Raw genomic sequence first — 19,252 nt, 5'->3', positions numbered from 1 at the left:
CAACAAATCTCACACCAATTCACGGAGAACCGCGCCCGCGATGGTTCGGTGACCTGCGTCGTTGGGATGCAGGCCGTCGGGGTCGATCCATTCTGGATGATCGGCCAGCGGCTCGCCGATGTCGAGATATCGGGCCCCGGCGCTTGAGGCCGCTGATTTCACCCCATCGATCAGGGTCGCGAATTCCGCAGGAGGCTCGGTCGCATCCCAGATCGGGCTGGTGACTACCAGCTGCGTGTTCGGTGCCGCAGCCTTGACGGCCTCGAACAACGACAATGCAACCGCCCCGGTAACGCTGGAGGTACCGGCCTCGTAATCGTTGCGACCACCGGAGACGACGACGATGTCCGGCTGCGCTGCGGCAATGACATCGAGTTTGATTGCGTAGTCGGTCTTCTGGCCGAGGTAGCTCGTGGTGTATCCCGAGCCGCCTTCGGCGAGGTTGAGCTCCGACCACACCATGGCCGCCGAGAGCAGCGTCGTCCACCGCTTCCCGTTGGTCGAGGCGCCGATGCCCTTGCTGTACGAGTCACCCAGAAACGCGACCACAGGCACTGAATCCGGAATGGGCGGGACAGGGGGAGCTGTTGCCTGCGGAACCTCTGACCGTGATCCGATCTGCCACCCCACGATTCCGCTGAACGCCACGATAAGCACCGAGACCGCGATGGAGACGAGCACCGTCCGCCGCACTTTCATTGTGCCGGCACTTCCACTTCGTCGATCAGGGCATCGGTGACCGCCGTAGCCCACAGCCGGGAACCCTCGGAATTGGGGTACCGACTGTCGGCGTCGTACGTTCCCTCCGCATCGTCGACCGTCGCCGCCGCGTCGATGATCTGGAAGTCGTTCTTGCGGGCGGACACCTCCAAGTCGTGGACGTTGGCCCGCACCTGGTCCCCGACTTCCTCGGGCTCCTTTGGTGCCGGTTGCAATACCGCTAGCACTGCCGCCTGCGAATATGTCTCGGCGAGTGTGCGTAGCAGCGGAACGGACTCGGCGGCCAGTGTTCGAGGTCCCATATCGAGACCGTTGTTTACCAACACCACATCGATATTTGATGGCGGACGGATCTGTGGAAGCGCGGTCGTCAGGAAACCGACGTTCCGGGATACCGATGCGTTCCACAGCGAAATCGGCGTGCCGATACCGTCGGCCACCGAAATCGGCGGTTCGAGGTAACCCGCACCAGCCGCAAAATCCCACTCGTGGATCACCGCGGGGCGGCCGTACTCCTGCGCCAGGCTCTGCATCGTCAAGAACACCCATCCACCGAGCGAAATGCCCGTACCGTCACCGATGAGCAGAATATCGACCGGGTCGTTCGACGCAGACAACTCCGTGGACAGTGGCTTCTGATGAGCGGCGTCGGTCGACGTGGCGGTGACCGGGCGATACGTGTCCGTGGTGTTGCTGCACCCCACCGTGGCAAGCAGAATCACCGCAACAGTGGCCGGCAACCGCCGCCCGGTCACGAGGTCGACCGCCGAGGGGACACGTATTTCGGTGTGCTCATCGCGTCGCGCATGGTGTGAACCATGCACTCCCACGACGGAAACTCGAAGTCCTCCGGTAGCGGAGGGGGCTCTGTGGACAGGCAGGTCTTGATTGCCTCCGTTACTGCGTCGACGTCCGTGGGATCGCAGTAACGGACCGACTCGCTGAGCAACTCCCGGAAAATGGGTCGCTCGCTCACCAAGACCGGCGCGCCGAGGCGTAATGCTTCGAGTGGAGGCAAACCGTAGCCCTCGTCGAGTGAGAGATACACGAACAGAGCAGTATTGCGATACAGCCACGCCAGCTGCTCGGTGTCGACGAAGCCGGTGTAGCGGATCGATCCATCGTCGATGGCGGCGAGCACCCGGTGTTCGAGCCGATCGGCCTTGCCATTGGCCGGCCCCACCACCACGAAGGGGCGGCTCGGCGAGATCTCCTCCGAACGCACCGCTGCAGAGAGCGCCGTCGCCAGATTCTTCCGAGTGTTCAACCGCCCGACGGACAACACGAAACTCCCGGGACGGAGATCGAGAGCAGGAGGAGGTTGGGGACTCGCGTCGAGCAGGGAACGCGCGATTCCGAAGCCGGTGACGGCGGTGGGAGTCAGACGAGGATTATGAGCAACGATGCGTGCAGCCTCCGTGCGGCTACTGACGAACAACACACTTGCTCTGCGTGCAGCGATCATGATGGGGGAGAAGTAGATACGTTCGATCGTGGTGAACCACTCGGGGTTGGACTGGAACAACGCGTCGTGCACGAAGACGGCCGACTTTCCCAGCAGCGGAGAATAATTCGAACCCCACGCAACGTCGTAGGGGCCGAAGCGTACTCGAAGCGACAGCTCCACCATGTTCTTGAGTGGTTGCGTGGGTAGATACGTACGGATCCATCGAACCCCCTGCCTTTCGAGGTCCGCCGCTTCTTCGTCCGAGGGGCTGCGCCGCAAAGCGACCGTGAGCACATCCTCGGGAAACTCGCGCCGCCACGCCGAAATCTTCTCGTGCGTGATGACGATCCCGGCGGGGGGACCGTCGAACCAGTAGTAGCCGTCGAACAAGACCCTCATGCTGTCCCCGTTCTGTCGCGCCGTGGGAGTACCAGGAGCATCGCCACGGAGACTGCGACGCGCAGCGCGCTCAGGACGATCAACGTCCACACCAATCCTGCTGCACCGCCGACGAATACTCCGACGCTCTGGCTTCCCACATCGATGAGCACCGAGGCCAATCGCGCTCGGTGGGTGAAGACAGGGCTGACAAAGAATCGGGTGGCCATCAGCGCCACCTCGAAAGTTTGCGCAGACAATATCGCCAAACCCACCGGAACCACGTATGGAAGTGCGGTAGTGGGACCGATGTCGTCGAATACCGTCGACAGTGCCGTGAAGCCGATCAGCCCGCACAGGCCGAGGCCGAGCGCCACCGCGATGTTCCATCGCACGGAGACCGCGAGAACGGCGCGCGTGCCCTGCGCGCTGAGCGTCGCAAACTGCTTGAAGACCAGCGGCTGAATGCTCTGAATGACGACGAACGCCGGTGCGAACACCAGCGAGTAGGCGAATCGTATACCTGCAGTGGCGTTGTCGTCTTGGATCAGATACAGCAGCAGGGTGGCGATCTGGCTACCAAACCCGAGGTAGGCCGCCTCTGCAGTGATTCGCCAGGCGACGGAGAAATGGGAATCGGACTTGGTAGTGGAGGTGGCCTTCCCGCAGAAGACGAGCCCGGCCACGAGCACGATCAGCAAGGTGCAGAACCAGATCGGCAGCAACGCGTTGTTGTCGATACCGAGCGCCAGCGCCCCGGCAGCCAGCAGCGCGCCAGTGGCGTAGAGCGCCGCCAGCAGTGCAGCGCGAGAATAGCTGCCCCGGATGACGAGAATCTGACGCGGCAGATCGGCGATCACCATCGCCGCAGCCAACGCTGCAACCGCGGCGGCGTAGCCCCACTCCCCGCCGCGGCCGATCCATACGAACGACGCCATGGCGACGACGGTCGCGAAGGCGACGGTGCCCCGCCAACTCGACCATCGATCGATGGAATCCTCGGGGCGGATTCCTATCCGGGCGGCATCGACAATCGGTGCATAGATCCCCCAGGCCCTCGAGGTGCCGACGGCGATGAAACCCAGTGCGGCACCGACCGAAAGCGATGCGAACTCGCTGACGGTCAGTGATACACCCGCGGTGACGTTGAAGACGAAGAACCCGAGAGACCACAAACCTTGATCGAGGGTGCGGATCATCACGCCGGCCCGGGTGACGGACGGCGCGTTCTCCACGCCGGGACTCGTAGTCATCGTGACCGACCCATCCGGCTGGAGGCCTGTGCTCCGAACTCCAGACCTTCGGCGTAGAGTTGAGCGGCGAGGTCTACGAATCGCTGTCGCGTCCACTGCGTCGTTCCGAGACGCGGCATGGCCGAAGCCCGAACGATGGCGTCCGCCAGTACGTCCTGCGTGGTGGCGCGATCGGCGGGGAGCACTACCCCAGAGGTGCCGGAATCCTCGAGTACCGAACTCGCCCCGGTCCGCTCGAAGCACACCACCGGCAGACCGCAGGATGCGGCCTCGCCCACGACGCCGCTCGCACCTTCCCTGCCTGAGGGATGCATCAGCACATCCGATCGAGTCATCATGTCCAAAACAGCTGCGCGGTCCAGGGATCCGTGGAAAGTGACACGATCCTGCACACCGAGGATCTCTGCCCTGCGATGTAGATACGCCCCGTGGCTCGTGCTGTCGAAGCCCACGATGTGCAGCTGGGCATCTTGCAATGCGGTGGACGCCAGCGCCTCGATCGCAAGTTCTTGGCGCTTTCGAGTGATGAGATGGCCGACTACCAAGATCACGATGCCGGGGTGCCCAACTCGCGACGTCCGATCGGCCGGGAGATCGACGACCATGTTGTCGACGACCACGTTGGGGAACCTCCGGCAGCGAGTGCCGGTACCTGAGACGGTCCGCTCCATCGCGCCGTTCTGTGCGAGGATCAGATCGCAGCGTCGAGCGATGCGCGTTGCCGGGATCGAGGCCACTCGGTCGCGGGCCGTCTGCAGGGCCCATTGTTTCCGTGACGAGGGCGAGGTGGGGGAGATGGCGAACACCTCGGCTACACCACCCGCCCCGACCGGGCCCCACACCTTGTAGATATTCGATGGCAACCCGATTATCGGCGTCGACAGAATTTCCGACGCGAACGTCACGTGGTGCGCGTACACCACCGAGTATGTTTGCTGGATCCTTCGAATATGTCTGGCGGCCAATCGAACCCACAGCTCGTGTTCGAGCCGAGTGAACCGGGGGTAATGCCACCGAAAGAACGGGGGAGCTAAAGGAATCTCGACCGTGACGACCTCGAGGTGCCGCTTGAGGTCGGCCGGTATCCGCCCCGCGCAGGCCTGTGCCGACCGGCGTACCGTCACCAGGACGACCGTCGCATCCACGGTTCGAGCGTGTTCGAGGGTCGCGATCAAGAACTGCCAACCAACGCCCGGCTCGCTCGGCATGTCCGGGTGAACTGTGAATGAGCACAACACTATTGCATCTCCGCGGGCGCTCATGCGTTGACCACCACTCGGTGTCGCGGACGTCCTCGATGATGGCTGCGCCTCCGAGCATCCCGCGCCGCACTGGTGGACTTCGACCCGGCACGCGAGGCGGTCACTGTGAGAGCCATGAACACCCACGGGAAGGCGAACCAGATCACGTTCGTCACCGACGTGCAGATTGCCAGAGCTGCGAACAGCGGAATTGCCTGCTTCTTGTGCCGTACTCCGAGGAACAGGCTCACCCCGAGCACGGCGAAGAAGGCGAAGCCGACGAAGCCGACGTCGTAGATCAGCGCCAACCACATCGAACTCAGATATGCAGCAGCGACATTGGTGGGATCCACTGGATTGAACTGGGGGAACGTGTTGAGGCCGGTCCCGATCACAGCGCTCCAGTCGCGGGCCGCGATCTGGTCGATTGCGATGTTCCACAGTTGCAGCCGATACGCGCCGGTACCGCTCTCGGTATCGATGACGTGGACCACCCGCCACAAGAATGTGTCCGCGTCGCCTACGCGGTAATACACCTCGTGGAGGTACGCGACGGCGAGGGTGAACGCGACAAGAGAACAGATGATCGTGATCGGGTATCTCGTGGCGTTTCGGACCATTACGCAGACTGCGATGATCGCGAGTGCGATCCACGCCGCTCGCGTGGTGGTGAGTATCAGAGCTATGGGTATCGGACCCGCCAGAAACAGCACCTGCCGGGTCACCACCGCCCGGTCACCTGCAAAGTAGTACAAGACCCCGATCCACCCGGCACACAAGCACCCCATGATGTTGGGCTCGAAGGCCAGGCCGTCGACGCGGGTACTCGGGTCCAGAACGAAGCCGGCAACACTGACAGTCGAGATCGCAGACAGGATTGCGGTACCCGACCGCACCACGAATCCGTGGTCGAGTGCTACCCGAGTCAGGGGAACCACCGCGATCAGTGCCACGCCCAATTGGACGGCCATGCGCAGGCTGGCTGCAGTTTCGGGGGCAAAGAGCATTCCCGAGGTGAGTCCGACGGACACCAGCCCGACCGTCCCTATGGTCATGCCCACCGCGAACGGAGACCGACTTCTGGCATCGGGCTCACGGCAGGTATAGCTGTAGAGCGCGGCCAGGAACAACGGCGTCGCGATGTATTCGGGGCGCACCGTGAAATTGCTGACGGTGAACTGCAATCCATTGGCGCACAGAGCGGAAAAGTAGATGCACCATGCCCATCGAATGCTTCGGAGTGACAGGACTACGGCGGCCAACGATGCGGCCGCACACACGGCGACAATCGCGGCCAACGGGATTGCCAACGCTGTGTACACCGCAGAGAAAGCGAGCACGATGAACCCGCCCAGTTCTGCGGAGGACCGATCGGGGCGAACACTCATACGCGGCCGCACGACGGGTGAATCCGATCAGTGCCGGTTGGTGCGGACGGTCGACGGTGATGCAGGCTGAAGCGGGGTACGGCCCGGCTCGAAGTCGTATCCGTAGCGGTAGGCGGACTTCTTGGACGCCGGAACCACGGACATGACCACTCCGAGCAGTGGCGCACCGACCGTTTCCAGATTTGCTGCAGCCCTGCTCACCTCGTCACGGCGAGTGTATCCGTGGCGGGTCACCAGAATCGTGCCGTCGCACTGAGTGGCCACGGTCGCTGCATCGGTGACCGGCAGTACGGGCGGGGAATCGACCACTACGTAATCGAATGCACGCTTGAGTTCGTGGAGGAGCGAATGCGCAGCAGCGCTCCCCAGTAGCTCACTCGGGTTGGGTGGAGCCGGTCCGGCCCCCAGTGCCCATAGGTTGTCGAAGGCTGTCGTCTGAATCACCTCGTCCACCGTGGCATCGTGCGCTAGGACGGAGCTGACGCCCACTGATCCGACTATGTCGAGGTACTCCGAAATACGTGGCCTGCGTAGATCGGCGTCGACAAGGGCGACCCTGTTGCCCACTTCGGCCAAAGACAGCGCCAGATTGACAGCCGTGACGGATTTTCCTTCTCCTGCGATCGAACTGGTGATCAGCAGGAGGCGGGGCGGGTTGTCGACGGCGAGGAACTTCAGGTTCATCCTCAGTTCCCGGTAGGCCTCGGCAACAGGGGCGGTGGACCGACCGAAGTCGATGGGTGCGGTATCTCGGACCTTCTTGTCGAACGGGATGGAGCCCACCAGCACGCTATCGGTCAATTCCTGTAGCTCGCCGGACTTCTTGACTGTGTTGTCGAGCCTGTCCCGGACGAGAGCTCCTGCGATACCGATCAACAGGCCGACCGTCAGGCCCAGAATTACGTTTCGGACTTTCTTCGGCGTCACCGGCTCGGTAGGGGTCTCGGCGGCTTCGGCGACGGCAACCGACGCGGACGCGGTACCACCGTCCGCCGGCGTCTCCAGCTCGCTGACCAGTGCGGGAAATTGCTCACCGATCGAGTTGGCGATGTCACGGGCTCGGAGGGGGGAGGTATCGAGCACGGAGGCATCCAACAACACCGAGTTGGGTGTGGAGGTGGTCTCGATCTGTGCACTGAGTGCGTCCGCTCCAATGGGCAGCGACAGCTGGTCGACGACGCGTTGTGCCAGCGTGCGTCCGGTGAGAAGCTCGGCGTACGAGACGACGCGCTGCTGTGAGGCCAGGTTGCTTTGATAGACGTCGCTTGCCGTGAGCGCGGTGGTCGAGACGAAGAACCGAGTAGTGGCCTGATATTCGGGCGTGGAGAGAAGTGAGAACAGCACGGCCGCAATGGTTCCGACGATCGTGGTCGCCGCGATGATCAGCCATCGCGCGCGGAGCGCTGCCGCATATTCGCGAACCATCACTCGGCTACCTCCTGAGCGGTACGAATCTGCCTGGCATCGTGAGTCGGTCGAATGTCGACGAATTCAATGTACTGGCCGAGGCTCGAATTGGCGGACTATCGGAACGACCGTGGTAGAGGTTGCGTATTGCGGACGAAAGCTCCTGAGGCGAAACAGTCTTCGTATCGGTTTGTCGAATAGAAACCTACCGGAGACCGGTATTGTGCTGGCGCATGTCAACTCGATGATCGACGCCAGAAGGCCCCGGAACCGTCGATATCGATGATCTCCTCGTCGATGGAATGCATGCGTCGATAATCACGGACCGCCTGCCCTGCCTGCGAGGAATGGCTACCGTAATCGTCGATGATGCAGAAACCGCCGGGCGACAGTTTGGGGTACAGCGATTCCAAGGCCTGAATGGTGGATTCGTACATGTCGCCGTCAAGCCGCATCAATGCCAACGACTCCACCGGCGCGCTGGGCAGTGTGTCCTTGAACCACCCCACGAGAAACTGCACTCTCTCGTCCAGGAGGCCGTACCGCTCGAAGTTGTGCTGCACTGTCCGAGCCCCCACGGCGAGTCCGCCGAGCTCGTGATTTCTGTCGCCGGCGTCGGCCGGGAATCTAGTGGGATCAGGCGGCGGCAGACCCTCGAACGAGTCTGCGACCCAGACAGTTCTCTCGACGTCACCCCAGGCCACAAGGTTCGCTTTCATGAAGATCGACGCACCTCCCCGCCATACGCCGGTCTCGATGAGATCGCCGGGCACGTCCTCCGCCACGATGGTTGAAACGCATTCTTCGATGTTGGTCATCCGAGCCAGACCGATCATCGACTCGGCCCTCGACGGCCAGTCCAAGCCGACGGCACGGTGCGTCTCGTCGTAGCGCTTCTTGATGGCGATCTCGACATCGAACTTCGCCGCGATCGAAGCGAACTTACTTACGAGCCGTTTGGGCAGTGACGGATTGCCTTGCCACCGAATGCCACCCAGCACCGAGTCGTTGTCCTCGGCGAGGGCACCCGTGAGAGAACGTTTGACGATATTCAGATACAAACGTCGAACGTCAACCGAGTTCGTCTGATCGCTGGTCATCGGCACACACTAGCAACGAAAATGATGGTGCGCCTTGCGATGTGCGTGCCGCTCATGTGGGCAGCAGAGCTTCTTCTAGTCGTGGAATCAAGTATTCGCCGTACTGCCGGGTGATGTGCCCGGTATCCCAACTGATCACAATGCCGGATACGAACAGTGGGCAGTTGTTGCGATAGCAGAACCAGGGACGGGTGTCGATGAATGTCGCGCCGGTCTGCTCTGCAGCAGCCTCGTCGGCTTTACGCTTTTTCAGCCAGTTCTCTGAGACGGTACTGATGCAATTGGACGGCACCGCCAGCCTGCCCGCGCATTCGGTAGCTGCTTTTCCGAGCGGATTCGGGGTGAGGATGACGACGGCCGCACCGCTGGGTGCGATACGGTCGATGATCTCGGTGCGTGCTGCGGTCCACGCCCGCACGGACCCCTCGGTGTTCACCGTTCGTTGAATCCCGTATTCCATGTCGATCATCACCACCATGTTGGGCCGTGCGGTGTTGATTTGATCGACCATCTGATCGCGACTCGAATTGCATCGATCGGTCGCGTCCTGGGCGACACCGATGGTCACATCGGAGGCTATGAACGGGCAATTGTTCAGTGCCATTCCGTGCACGCGAAAACCGTTGGGTACCAACGCCCCGGAAATGGAATGCAACCATGCTGCAGAGAAGGAATCGCCGACCACGATGGCCGACTGCGGCGCGTCCACCGATCCGTAGTTGCATATGTCGAGACTGAGTTCCGGCGGATCCAGGCAGCCCGCCTCTGGTGTCATTTCGATGGGCTTTCCGCTCTCGACATCGTCCAACGGCGGACTCGTCGCTGGGAACGAGGTGGCAGCGAGTGACTCCCGGATCGCCGCCTCCAACGGATCCTGAGTCTGCCCGACCGACGAGGCGGCGAGGACTGGCTTGGGGCTGTCCACCGGCAGCGCGATGGTGGGTTGATTGAACAGAGCGACCAGCAGAAAGACCATCGCGACACCCAAACCGCTGACCAACACCCTCTGCCCGTCGCGACTGGCGGGCGCGGCCGGGCGTTGGCCACGCCGTCGAGACCGCGGCACAAGAAACTCCGAATCCAGGATCGCCTTTTCCACCAGATGGTAGGACGCGATCGAGAGGACGATCGTGCCCACCAGGGCGACCACGTAGTACGTGATACCTACGTCCATGACGGTGAGAAGCAGTACCGCCAGCGGCCAGTGCCACAGATAGATCGAATACGAGATTGCGCCGACATATACGACCGGCCCCAGGCGGAGCGGCCACGTCACTGCCAATTTCGAGTAGCCGATTCCCGCTGATATCACCAGGCACGTCGCAATCACCGGAATCGCGCCGGAGGGGGCTGGGGCAGCAGCACCGACCACGAGCACGCCGTACGAGATACCGACAAGTCCGGTGACGGCCATGACAGACCGCAGCCACACCGGCGTATCGCGGAGCAGCGGGGCTATAGCAGCCAGCAACGCACCAGCCGCCAACTGCCAGATTCGACTGAAGGTGGAGAAGTACGCCGCCGTCGGGTTCGCAATGCTCTCGTCCATGGCCCACAAGAACGAGGCGGCAATGGCGACGCCTGCAAAGCCTGCCACGAGGGGGCGTAGCGGGAGGTTCTTACGCCACCGCGTCGCAATGACCAGCAACCCCGCCATCAGTAGCGGCCAGACCACGTAGAACTGTTCTTCGACTGCAAGTGACCAGTAGTGCTGCAAGGGTGACGGCGGCAACGCCGCCTGGAAGTAGTCCGTCCCCACCGAAACCAGGTGCCAGTTCATTGCGAACGCTGCCGACCACCAACTGTCGACGACGATGGACTCGAATCTGCTGGCAAGTACCAGTACGTACGACGCTGTGACGGTGGCGCCGATGACCAACAACGCCATCGGCAGGATGCGGCGGGCGCGCCGCCGATAGAAGTCCGTGATGGACACGCGTCCGTAGCGCGTGCCCTCGCGCAGCAGCAGGCTGGTGATGAGGAATCCTGAGATTACGAAGAACATGTCGACACCGACGTATCCGCCCGCCGGCCACTGGAAGACGTGTTGCAAGACGACCGATGTCACCGCGATCATCCGCAGGCCCTGGATATCGAGGAGAAATCCGAAGTCGTTGGATTTCTCGGGCACATCGCGAACCTTCGGTGGTGGGGACGTCGCCCCGTCCCTCCTCACGAGCAGTCTCATCTGCAGCCCTCGATGCGATCGCGCGATGCCGGACTGTTCCGGCCAATGCGCAGAATCGTAGCCTCGATCGGAGGTTTTTTGTGCGTCGCAAGAAACACGTATTCAGGCCGAAGTGTGGATTTTGTCCTCGTACTCTTTGTGAGGTCGAGTGAAGCTCCGCAATAACCAACTCGACGAATGTTTAGTGGCAATGTTTCGGCGACGAAGACTCCATTGCTACTGCGGTGCAACATGTTCGCCCCGGGGAAATGTGAATCGAGATGCCCAATCCCGTTCATGCAGCTACGGTGAGCGCACCGGATTCGACTCTAGGGAGTGCCATGCTGCACGCGTTGATCGACAAGGTCTACTGGCGACTACGGCAAAGACGCATGCCCGAGGATATTCCTGTAGGCACACTTTTCGGATTCGTCGTGGATCGCTCCATACAAGCGCTGCGGGGTCAACTATGCGGATTACCGTACCTGCGTGGACCGGCCTTGCACTTTCGCGGGCGAGGGGTAAAGGTGCGCAACGCTGCCAAACTGCACGTTGGCACTGGCGTCGTGTTCGGTGACGGGGTTGCCATCGATGCACACTCGGCCCACGGCATCAGGTTCGGAGATCGCACCACGGTGGGACGAGGGTCGTCGATCAACGGGTCGGGCGTGATCTCCGAGCCGGGCGTCGGCGTGGTCATCGGTGCAGGAGTGGCCGTGGGAATGTACAACGTGATCTGGGGCCAGGGCGGAATCACCATCGGGGACAACGCAATGATCGGCCCCCACGTGTCGATATTCAGCGAAGATCACGAATTCGCCGATACCTCCGCGCCCATGAACCGTCAGGGCTTCATCCGCAGCCCGACTGCGATCGGTGCGGACACCTGGATCGGGGCCGGATCCGTCGTCACCCGGGGAGTCACCATCGGTGAGGGAGCGATCGTCGGATCCGGGTCGGTGGTCACGAAAGACGTTGCGCCTTACACGATCGTGGGCGGTGTGCCGGCACGATTGATCAAGGCGCGGGAGCACACCGCCGGATGACTCGACCGGACGTCTCCGTTCTGATCGTCACATACAACAGCTCACACGTCATCGACGCATGCCTGTCGGCATTGGGCTCGACCTTCGAGATCATCGTGTATGACAACGGTTCCTCCGACGACGGTGTGGCCCTGATCCAGCGGGACTTTCCGCTCGTTCGAGTGATCCTCGGAGACCGTAACCTCGGATTCGCGGCAGGAGTCAACCGAGCGGCCGCACAGGCAAACGGACGAAACATCATGCTGCTCAACCCTGATGCGGTCATCGCGGTAGACGATGTGTGGGTACTCGTGCAAACAGTGGCGTCCACGAACGGAGGCATCGTCGCCCCGCTCATCCACACCGACGGCGTACGCGTGGCCGCAGCAGGACGGATGCCCACCGCGTGGTCGATGGCGACTCACTACTTCGGAGTCTCGAGGCTGGCCCGCGGCCGCCGCTGGCTGCAAGGGCACTATCTTCTGCCCTCCGACATCGGAGACGATGTAGTGACCGTCGACTGGGTGACCGGTGCCTGCCTGATGGTCGAAGCCGACACCTGGCGTCGGCTCGGCGGACTGAGCGAGCGTTGGTTCATGTACGCCGAGGACATCGAGTTCTGCTGGCGCGTCGGCCGTACCGGTGGCGTAGTACTGGTTCAACCACGAGCGCGGGCAGGGCATCTGGTGGGCCGCAGCAACAACAAGCCGCTCCCCGAGACCGACTCTGCCTGGGTGCTCAACCTGTACGAGTTCTACCGCACAGATCTAGCTCGATGCTGGGTGCAGCGTCTGTGGTGGGGAGTGGTGGTGGGTGCGGGTCTCGCGTTCAGATCACTGGTGTTTCGGGTGCAGTCTGTTGGTGAGTCAGCTGCCGAACATCGACTGTCGGCCCGCAGATTCGCGATTCATTCCCGAGCGGTCTTCGGCTCGCTGACAACCGCTTCCGAAGGCAGATGACTGCGTAACGCACGGTCGTAGTCAGCGCAAACGTGCTCCCAGGTGTAGAGATCGTGCGCACGTTGGGTCGAGATGGTGCTGAGTTTCTGCTGTAGATCGGTGTCATTGAGCAATGTCTCGATACCTGAAGTGATGCTCTGGGGTGTGGGGTCGACGAAGAGCGCACCCTTACCGAGTACCTCCCTGTTGTACACGGTGTCGCGCGCGACTACCGGTGCGCCGCAGGCCATTGCTTGCACCAGTGCGGGATTGGTGCCGCCCACACTGTGTCCATGAAAGTATGCGCCGGCGTTCTCCCACAGCGAGAACAGCTTGTCGTCGTCGCTCAGATGCCCGTACCAGCGGACGTTGGGCTTGTCCGCCACGAGGGACTCCACACGCTCGTCGAATTCGCCGCCGTAGCCTGATGATCCGACGATGACGACGTTCCAACGATCGCTGAGTTTCTCGGCGGCGTCGAGGAACGCCGAAATGGTGTTCTCGGGTACGAAGCGCGCGACCATCAGCACATACTTGCGTCTGCCGAGTCCGTCCGGAGGATCGTCACCTGTGCGGGGATCGCCCCCGTACGGAATGAACACACCGGACCGGCCGGAGAGATCCTCCCAGCGCGCACCCAGCTCTCGGGAGTCGTAGATGAGCGTCGTCGCATGCTGTGCCGTAGCTTTACCTCCGATCGCGAAGATCGTCTTGGCGAGCCAGCCCCACTTTTCCCGTTCCCACTCGATTCCGTCGACGTTCACCATCGTGGGGATTTTCCTGATTCGGAGAAATGGTAGCCAGAATCCGTTTGCGACGTTCATCACCAGTGCCACATCAGGTTTCGTCACCATTGCGTGAATCGATGAGGTGGCACCATAGGTGAGCGTGCTCGCAGACTTGCTGTCGAAACCTGGAGTGACTACCGACCGCACTCTCGAATCCATATCCGCCGGATTGGTGCTCAGCGCGGCCTGTCGGCCGTACACCACGACGTTCCACCCCTGATCGGCCAAGTAAGGGGCGAGGTGCCTGACGAGAGTTTCGAACCCGCCGTAGAAACTCGGATATCCCCGTGTACCAATGATTGCGACAGTACGAGTCATGAGCGCCCCTGCTGGAATCGATGATCCATGCGCTCGTCGCTCCCCGAACACTATCGACGACTGCGCTGTTGAATGCGATGTTATACAGAAAGTCCCAGCGAGGTGCGGCAACTCAATGCATCGAATGCTTGCTCGCCCGAACAGTTTTCGCAAAAAGTATTCCGCGACCGGAACCTGTTCATGTATTTGGATTCAGCACTCGGATCAGGGTCGATACCGCGCGCTATCTCCTGATTGATCCGTTGTAACTCAGGATTCGGTTTGTTCTGGCCTCAGGGCACGTTTCGAGCAGAGGCGTGGCATTGCCCCCGGAGAATCGTTGCCTGCGCGAAGCGGATTGCTGTGGATGCCACGCGCTGATAGTCCAGCCGCGGGTAGCCGGAGCGATCCGAGTGCTTCCGTTGGGTCGATAGCTTGGGTAGATAGCTTGGGTAGATAGCTTAGGCGGAGTGTCGAGGATCACCTCGAGTGTCGTTGTCGGCAATTTGTACATATCGTCCCTGTCAGCAGTGTCGTCATGGCCGCGGGGCGATGCGATCGTGTGGTGTCGTCGACGGACGGAACCGGGCGCAGTGCGGGCAGTGACGGATCACAACGGGGAAATCTCTTCTTTGTGCGCATATACCGGCCAAATGAATTGGCCGTCAATGCACCCGGTCGCATCTGGTACGCGGAAAGCATGCAGCTATGTAACGATTGAGCCTCACAGTAGCCCGTTGCGGGGTTTGGACGAACGGACGAGGAGCACGAAGCATGGAGATACAGGATTATCTGAAAATCCTGAAGGCGCGATGGATCATCATCGCCGTCACCGTGGTCGTCGCGATCCTTGGTGCACTGGGTGCGTCGTTGTTGACGACGCCGCAGTACGAGTCGAGCGCCAGAATGTTCGTCTCCACTTCTGGTGGAGCATCTGTGAGCGACACGTATCAGGGAAACTTGTTCTCCCAGCAGCGTGTGGCCTCGTACTCGGAGTTGGTGACCAGCGAAGCGTTGGCGGCCCGGGTACTCGACGTGCTACCGCTGAATCTGACCCCAGCTCAGTTGGCTGCGAAGGTGAAGGCGTCGTCGACTCCCGACACCGTTCTGTTCGATATCACCGCTACCGATGCCTCGCCGGCGCGGGCGCGTGACATTGCCAATGCGATGGCCTCCGAGTTGACCGCGCAGGTGCGCGAGTTGGAGACACCCGAGGACGGCGGCACCCCGTCCGCCGGAGTCAAGACCTTCCAGCAGGCCGACGTATCCGCAACACCGGTAACCCCGAATACCAAGCGCAACCTCGCCCTCGGCGCGGCCGTGGGTCTGCTTCTCGGTATCGCACTCGCCGTCCTGCGCGATCGACTCGACAACACGATCAAGGACCGCCGCGAGATCGAGGCGATCTCCGGCAGGGCACTCGTGGGCACCATCCCATTCGACAAGGAACGCACAAAGCACCCGGCCGTCGACTTCCAGGACCTCGCGCAGTCGTCCAGTGCGGAGGCCTTCCGAGAGCTACGTACCAACCTGCAGTTCCTCGAGGTCGACCATCCACCACGGGTCATTGTCGTCACCAGTGCCATCCCCAGTGAGGGCAAGACGACCACAGCGGTGAACCTGGCCGTGGCTTTGGCCGAGGCCGGTCATCATGTTGTGCTCGTCGAAGGAGATCTGCGCCGTCCGCGTATCTCGAAGTACTTGGGCCTGATCGGTGCGGTCGGCTTGAGTACCGTCCTCGCGGGACAGGCGCGGGTGGATGAGGTGCTGCAGCCGACCAAGTACGAAGGCCTGCAGGCGATGGCCTCCGGCCCGATTCCGCCGAACCCGTCCGAGCTGTTGGGTTCGGAAGCTTCTCGTGCTGTGTTGGCCGAACTGCGCTCCAAGTTCGACTACGTGATCGTCGACGGTGCTCCGCTCCTGCCGGTGACCGACTCGGCTGTGCTGACCACCCACGCAGACGGTGCGTTGCTGGTAACCCGGTACGGACATACGAAGTCCACCGAGTTGACGCGGGCGATCGGAAACCTCGAGACCATCGGCGCGCATGTACTCGGCGTTGTCCTGGCGTTGACGCCCTCCAAGAAGGGCGATATCTACAGCTACTCGTACAACTACGCTGCCGATACCAACCTGCCCAAGCAGGTAGCGCCGCCAGTTCCCGCACCCCAGGCACCACCCGCTGCTCCTCCCGCCGCGGCACCGTCGCCGCGGACGGCCTCGGGGTATGCCGGCCCGGCGCAGACCGCCTCCGCCGCTCCGACCGGGGCCGTACGCACAGCCGCGTCGAGTTCGGCCCCCTACTCGCCGAGGCGTCGCGCTGAGGTGCCCACCGAAACACCCAGAAACGGCTCTGACAACCCGAACTTGCGGAAATAGTTCGAGCAGTTCCGCGAGGCAACGTCGGCCCGTTACGGTCCGGCTCGGAGGGCATCAGATTTCGTGAGAGTCATCAGATCGGCATGGGGAGTTGTTGCAATCTCCGTGATCGCCTCGATGTCGATAGCTTTCGGGATCACGGTGTTGATAACCCCGGAGTACGAATCGCGCGCTCAGATGTTCGTTTCCACGTCGAATCAGATTCGAAGTGATGTGTACGAGACGAATGTGTTCTCGCAACAAGTTGTGGGGTCCTACGCGGAATTGGCAACCGGCACAGTCTTGGCGTCGAAAGTTGTTTCAGACCTCGGACTCGATCTCACTCCTGCGGAGCTGACCGAGAAAGTGACTACATCGTATTCACCGGCGACCGTCGTGTTCGACATAGTCGCAACCGACAACTCTCCGGAGCTCGCCCGCGACATCGCGAACACGATGGGGACAGAACTGAGTGAGCTCGTCTCGGCGATCGAAGTTTCTACGAACGGTGACGCGCCCTCGCACGAGGTCAAGTTCTACAGTCTGGCCGAGGCGTCCGACTCGCCGATCAGCCCGAATACCGTGATGTATCTGGCGATCGGCGCTGTGGTCGGCCTGCTGATCGGAAGCGCGCTGGTGCTCGCGCGTCACCGAATTGCGAGCCGCTAGAACCGGCCCTCGTACTCGGTGAGGACGAACAACGCGACGACGGCAATCATGAGAACCACCAACGTGATCCAAAGAAATGGATGTGTCTGTTCCGGAGGCCGGATCTCGCCCGAGCGTCGTTTTCTGATCACGGAAAAGAACTGTAGGTCAGTCGGCGATCAACTGCATCCACTCGCGTACTGACTGTGACCAAGAACTGGGACTGCGACGAATAAACCGGGACTCATCCGCACTGCGGAACGTCGATCTCGATCGTCGGCTGATCCACCAGAGGCTGCACGGGCACCGTCGCCTCGCCCGGGGCCGAGGGCTCCTCGAGCTCCCATGTGACCGTCTGCGACTGGCCCGGAGGAATGGTGAGATACGCGGCCTGCACCGGACGGCCCAGCTCGGTGCCGGACTGGATGGAGAAGCCGGAGATTCCGTTGACCTTCATCGAGGTGATCTTTGCGCCCTGAGTGCCGTACAGGTAAACGATCGACTCGTTGGTGCCGAACGGGACGGTGGTCTGGAACGTGCTCGCCACGTACGGCGTCAGACCCGTCGGATCCACATTGTTGGTGAGCGTTGCCGTCACCGTCGACTTGCGGGTGTCGGCTGTGCACGATTCGGCCGAGTACGTGATGTCGCGGGTCAGGTAGTAATCGAGCTTGTTACCGCCGGCATTGTTGACCACCACATTGGCGTACGGAGCGGGACTATCGGGCAGTGTGTGGCCCACCTTGGTGCCGGCCAGAATCGCCTGCTCGGCCGGATCTGCGCTGTACACCGAGATACGACCCTCACTGCCGGCGCGGCCCACCGCGTCGAGCAGGGATCTGGTGGGTGTCGCGTTCGTGGTCATCTTCTCCACCACGGCCGCAGCGATCTCCAGTAGATACGCCTTGCGGGCCAACTGATCGTCGCCGAATCTGGAATACGCAGTGCTGAGAGTGATCTCGACGACGTTGTCGGCGGTGATCTGCTCGCCGTCGGCCAACGTGATCGGGCCGGTCGCTCCCAGGATGTAGCTCAACGCAATCGGGTCGGTGGCAATTACACCGTTGAGCACTTCACCGGTCTGCTCCGTCCACATCGACGACCAGATCTGGGCAGCATACGGAAAGTGCGGGCTCGCGTTCGAGTTGCGGAAGTCGACAGTGGTGTTTCGCGGAGCCCACAGTGCGTTGTATTCGGGACCCAGATCGATAGGCTGCTTCGCGAATTCGAGCTCGCGGTTGCTGCCGAGCGTGTCGACCCGGGGCGTACCGTTCTCGGCCCGAACGATGCCGTAGCCGCCGAGCAAACCGCCGGTGCCGCGCGCTTCCGCGTTGGTCTGAAACGCGAGGAAGTAGCTGCGCGGCCCGTTGTCGCCGAGCATCGAGGGCAACAGTTCACTGGCGATACGGGTGTTGGTGAGCAGAGTCGCGAGTTCGTGAGTCTGATCGATCAGCGACGTCCGAGCCTCGTCCACCACGCCGAGGAACGCAGGCTTGTCCACCTGCTGCGCGCGGTCGCTGAGCGCCTCGGCCGCCGCGGAAGTCTGCTCGAGTACCGGCTGCGCGTCCCGCAACGCAGCGGTATCCACTGTGCCGCCATCGACGAGGCTGCTGGGATTCAAACTGGCACCGGCAGCCGACGCGGGAGCGAGAACATCCACGGCCAACCCGTGCACCACATCGGTGATCTGTGACACCGATTTCAGCGGACTACCAAGGAAAGGAACGGCTTTGGCGATGGAAAACGGGATCGACGTCGTCGCCGACAACGCGTCCTCGGCCGAGTCCGAGGCCCGCGCCGCCGCTGCCTCCGCGCCGGCCGCATCGCCGTCGAGCAAAGCATCTTTGGCTTGATTCGCCGAATCGCGGGTAGCGGTCAGAGACGACTGCGCGGTGTACGCCTCGTAGCCCAACCAAGCGAAGAACGCGATGACCAGCACCAGCAACACGCCGACCGTCGCGAGGATCGGCCGTTTCTTACCGGATCGAGAACCACGGACATCGGTGGAACTGTTCGCCATCGTCGGTGGCCTCTCGGTGAAAAGGGAAGGAGTTCGACTGCACAGCCTAAAGGGACAATGCGGATCCGGCGCACCTG

At 62.0% G+C, this 19,252-nt stretch carries 16 protein-coding genes; 4 read left to right on the top strand and 12 right to left on the bottom strand.

The window, feature by feature from the left end; all coding sequences use genetic code 11:
- Window positions 1-9: 9 nt before the first annotated feature.
- The 9 genes from ACOQFP_RS25710 to ACOQFP_RS25670 all read right to left on the bottom strand — a co-directional run bounded on the left by ACOQFP_RS25710 (window position 10) and on the right by ACOQFP_RS25670 (window position 11,065).
- Complete coding sequence (locus ACOQFP_RS25710; RefSeq protein WP_421585906.1) at window positions 10-699, bottom strand: SGNH/GDSL hydrolase family protein; 690 nt, start codon at window positions 697-699, stop codon at window positions 10-12.
- Entirely contained in the window at window positions 696-1,475 is a 780-nt protein-coding gene (locus ACOQFP_RS25705) for a hypothetical protein (protein WP_421585905.1), read from the bottom strand. The genes ACOQFP_RS25710 and ACOQFP_RS25705 overlap by 4 nt, the downstream gene beginning before the upstream one ends.
- On the bottom strand, window positions 1,472-2,566 hold the full coding sequence (locus ACOQFP_RS25700) for a glycosyltransferase family 4 protein (RefSeq protein WP_421585904.1): 1,095 nt from the start codon (window positions 2,564-2,566) through the stop codon (window positions 1,472-1,474). Before ACOQFP_RS25700 ends, ACOQFP_RS25705 begins: the two co-directional genes overlap by 4 nt.
- Entirely contained in the window at window positions 2,563-3,798 is a 1,236-nt protein-coding gene (locus tag ACOQFP_RS25695; protein WP_421585903.1) for a hypothetical protein, read from the bottom strand. Before ACOQFP_RS25695 ends, ACOQFP_RS25700 begins: the two co-directional genes overlap by 4 nt.
- Window positions 3,795-5,006: a glycosyltransferase gene (locus ACOQFP_RS25690; RefSeq protein WP_421585902.1), complete on the bottom strand. Its 1,212-nt coding sequence runs from the start codon at window positions 5,004-5,006 to the stop codon at window positions 3,795-3,797. Before ACOQFP_RS25690 ends, ACOQFP_RS25695 begins: the two co-directional genes overlap by 4 nt.
- Before the next feature lie 50 nt (window positions 5,007-5,056).
- Window positions 5,057-6,427 (bottom strand): O-antigen ligase family protein, encoded by a 1,371-nt coding sequence (locus ACOQFP_RS25685; protein WP_421585901.1) that lies wholly within the window; start codon window positions 6,425-6,427, stop codon window positions 5,057-5,059.
- Between the two features lie 27 nt (window positions 6,428-6,454).
- Complete coding sequence (locus ACOQFP_RS25680) at window positions 6,455-7,852, bottom strand: polysaccharide biosynthesis tyrosine autokinase (protein ID WP_421585900.1); 1,398 nt, start codon at window positions 7,850-7,852, stop codon at window positions 6,455-6,457.
- Between the two features lie 218 nt (window positions 7,853-8,070).
- Window positions 8,071-8,934 (bottom strand): TylF/MycF/NovP-related O-methyltransferase, encoded by an 864-nt coding sequence (locus tag ACOQFP_RS25675; protein WP_421585899.1) that lies wholly within the window; start codon window positions 8,932-8,934, stop codon window positions 8,071-8,073.
- Between the two features lie 52 nt (window positions 8,935-8,986).
- On the bottom strand, window positions 8,987-11,065 hold the full coding sequence (locus ACOQFP_RS25670) for an acyltransferase family protein (protein WP_421585898.1): 2,079 nt from the start codon (window positions 11,063-11,065) through the stop codon (window positions 8,987-8,989).
- Between the two features lie 563 nt (window positions 11,066-11,628).
- Here ACOQFP_RS25670 and ACOQFP_RS25665 point away from each other — a divergent pair.
- Window positions 11,629-12,147: an acyltransferase gene (locus tag ACOQFP_RS25665; RefSeq protein ID WP_421585897.1), complete on the top strand. Its 519-nt coding sequence runs from the start codon at window positions 11,629-11,631 to the stop codon at window positions 12,145-12,147.
- Window positions 12,144-13,085, top strand: a complete 942-nt coding sequence (locus tag ACOQFP_RS25660; RefSeq protein ID WP_421585896.1) for a glycosyltransferase family 2 protein — start codon at window positions 12,144-12,146, stop codon at window positions 13,083-13,085. Before ACOQFP_RS25665 ends, ACOQFP_RS25660 begins: the two co-directional genes overlap by 4 nt.
- On the opposite strand, the gene ACOQFP_RS25655 is transcribed toward ACOQFP_RS25660, so the two are convergent.
- The gene (locus ACOQFP_RS25655) at window positions 13,034-14,170 is read right to left on the bottom strand and encodes a glycosyltransferase (RefSeq protein WP_421585895.1); all 1,137 of its coding nucleotides are present in this window, start codon (window positions 14,168-14,170) and stop codon (window positions 13,034-13,036) included. The two genes, ACOQFP_RS25660 and ACOQFP_RS25655, sit on opposite strands and share 52 nt — an antisense overlap.
- Window positions 14,171-14,923: 753 nt before the next feature.
- Here ACOQFP_RS25655 and ACOQFP_RS25650 point away from each other — a divergent pair.
- Together ACOQFP_RS25650 and ACOQFP_RS25645 are read left to right on the top strand one after the other, a co-directional pair.
- A complete protein-coding gene (locus tag ACOQFP_RS25650) occupies window positions 14,924-16,528 on the top strand; it encodes a polysaccharide biosynthesis tyrosine autokinase (protein WP_421585894.1) in 1,605 nt (534 codons plus the stop codon).
- Between the two features lie 63 nt (window positions 16,529-16,591).
- Window positions 16,592-17,176, top strand: coding sequence for a YveK family protein (locus ACOQFP_RS25645; RefSeq protein WP_421585893.1), 585 nt, complete (start codon window positions 16,592-16,594; stop codon window positions 17,174-17,176).
- On the opposite strand, the gene ACOQFP_RS25640 is transcribed toward ACOQFP_RS25645, so the two are convergent.
- Together ACOQFP_RS25640 and ACOQFP_RS25635 are read right to left on the bottom strand one after the other, a co-directional pair.
- Window positions 17,173-17,307, bottom strand: a complete 135-nt coding sequence (locus tag ACOQFP_RS25640; protein WP_341244509.1) for a hypothetical protein — start codon at window positions 17,305-17,307, stop codon at window positions 17,173-17,175. The genes ACOQFP_RS25645 and ACOQFP_RS25640 overlap by 4 nt on opposite strands.
- Before the next feature lie 92 nt (window positions 17,308-17,399).
- A complete protein-coding gene (locus tag ACOQFP_RS25635; RefSeq protein ID WP_421585892.1) occupies window positions 17,400-19,175 on the bottom strand; it encodes a DUF4012 domain-containing protein in 1,776 nt (591 codons plus the stop codon).
- Window positions 19,176-19,252: the final 77 nt, after the last annotated feature.

The organism is Rhodococcus sp. MALMAid1271, assembly GCF_049195265.1.
Lineage (GTDB): Bacteria > Actinomycetota > Actinomycetes > Mycobacteriales > Mycobacteriaceae > Rhodococcoides.
This window is presented reverse-complemented; position numbering and strand designations above follow the sequence as displayed.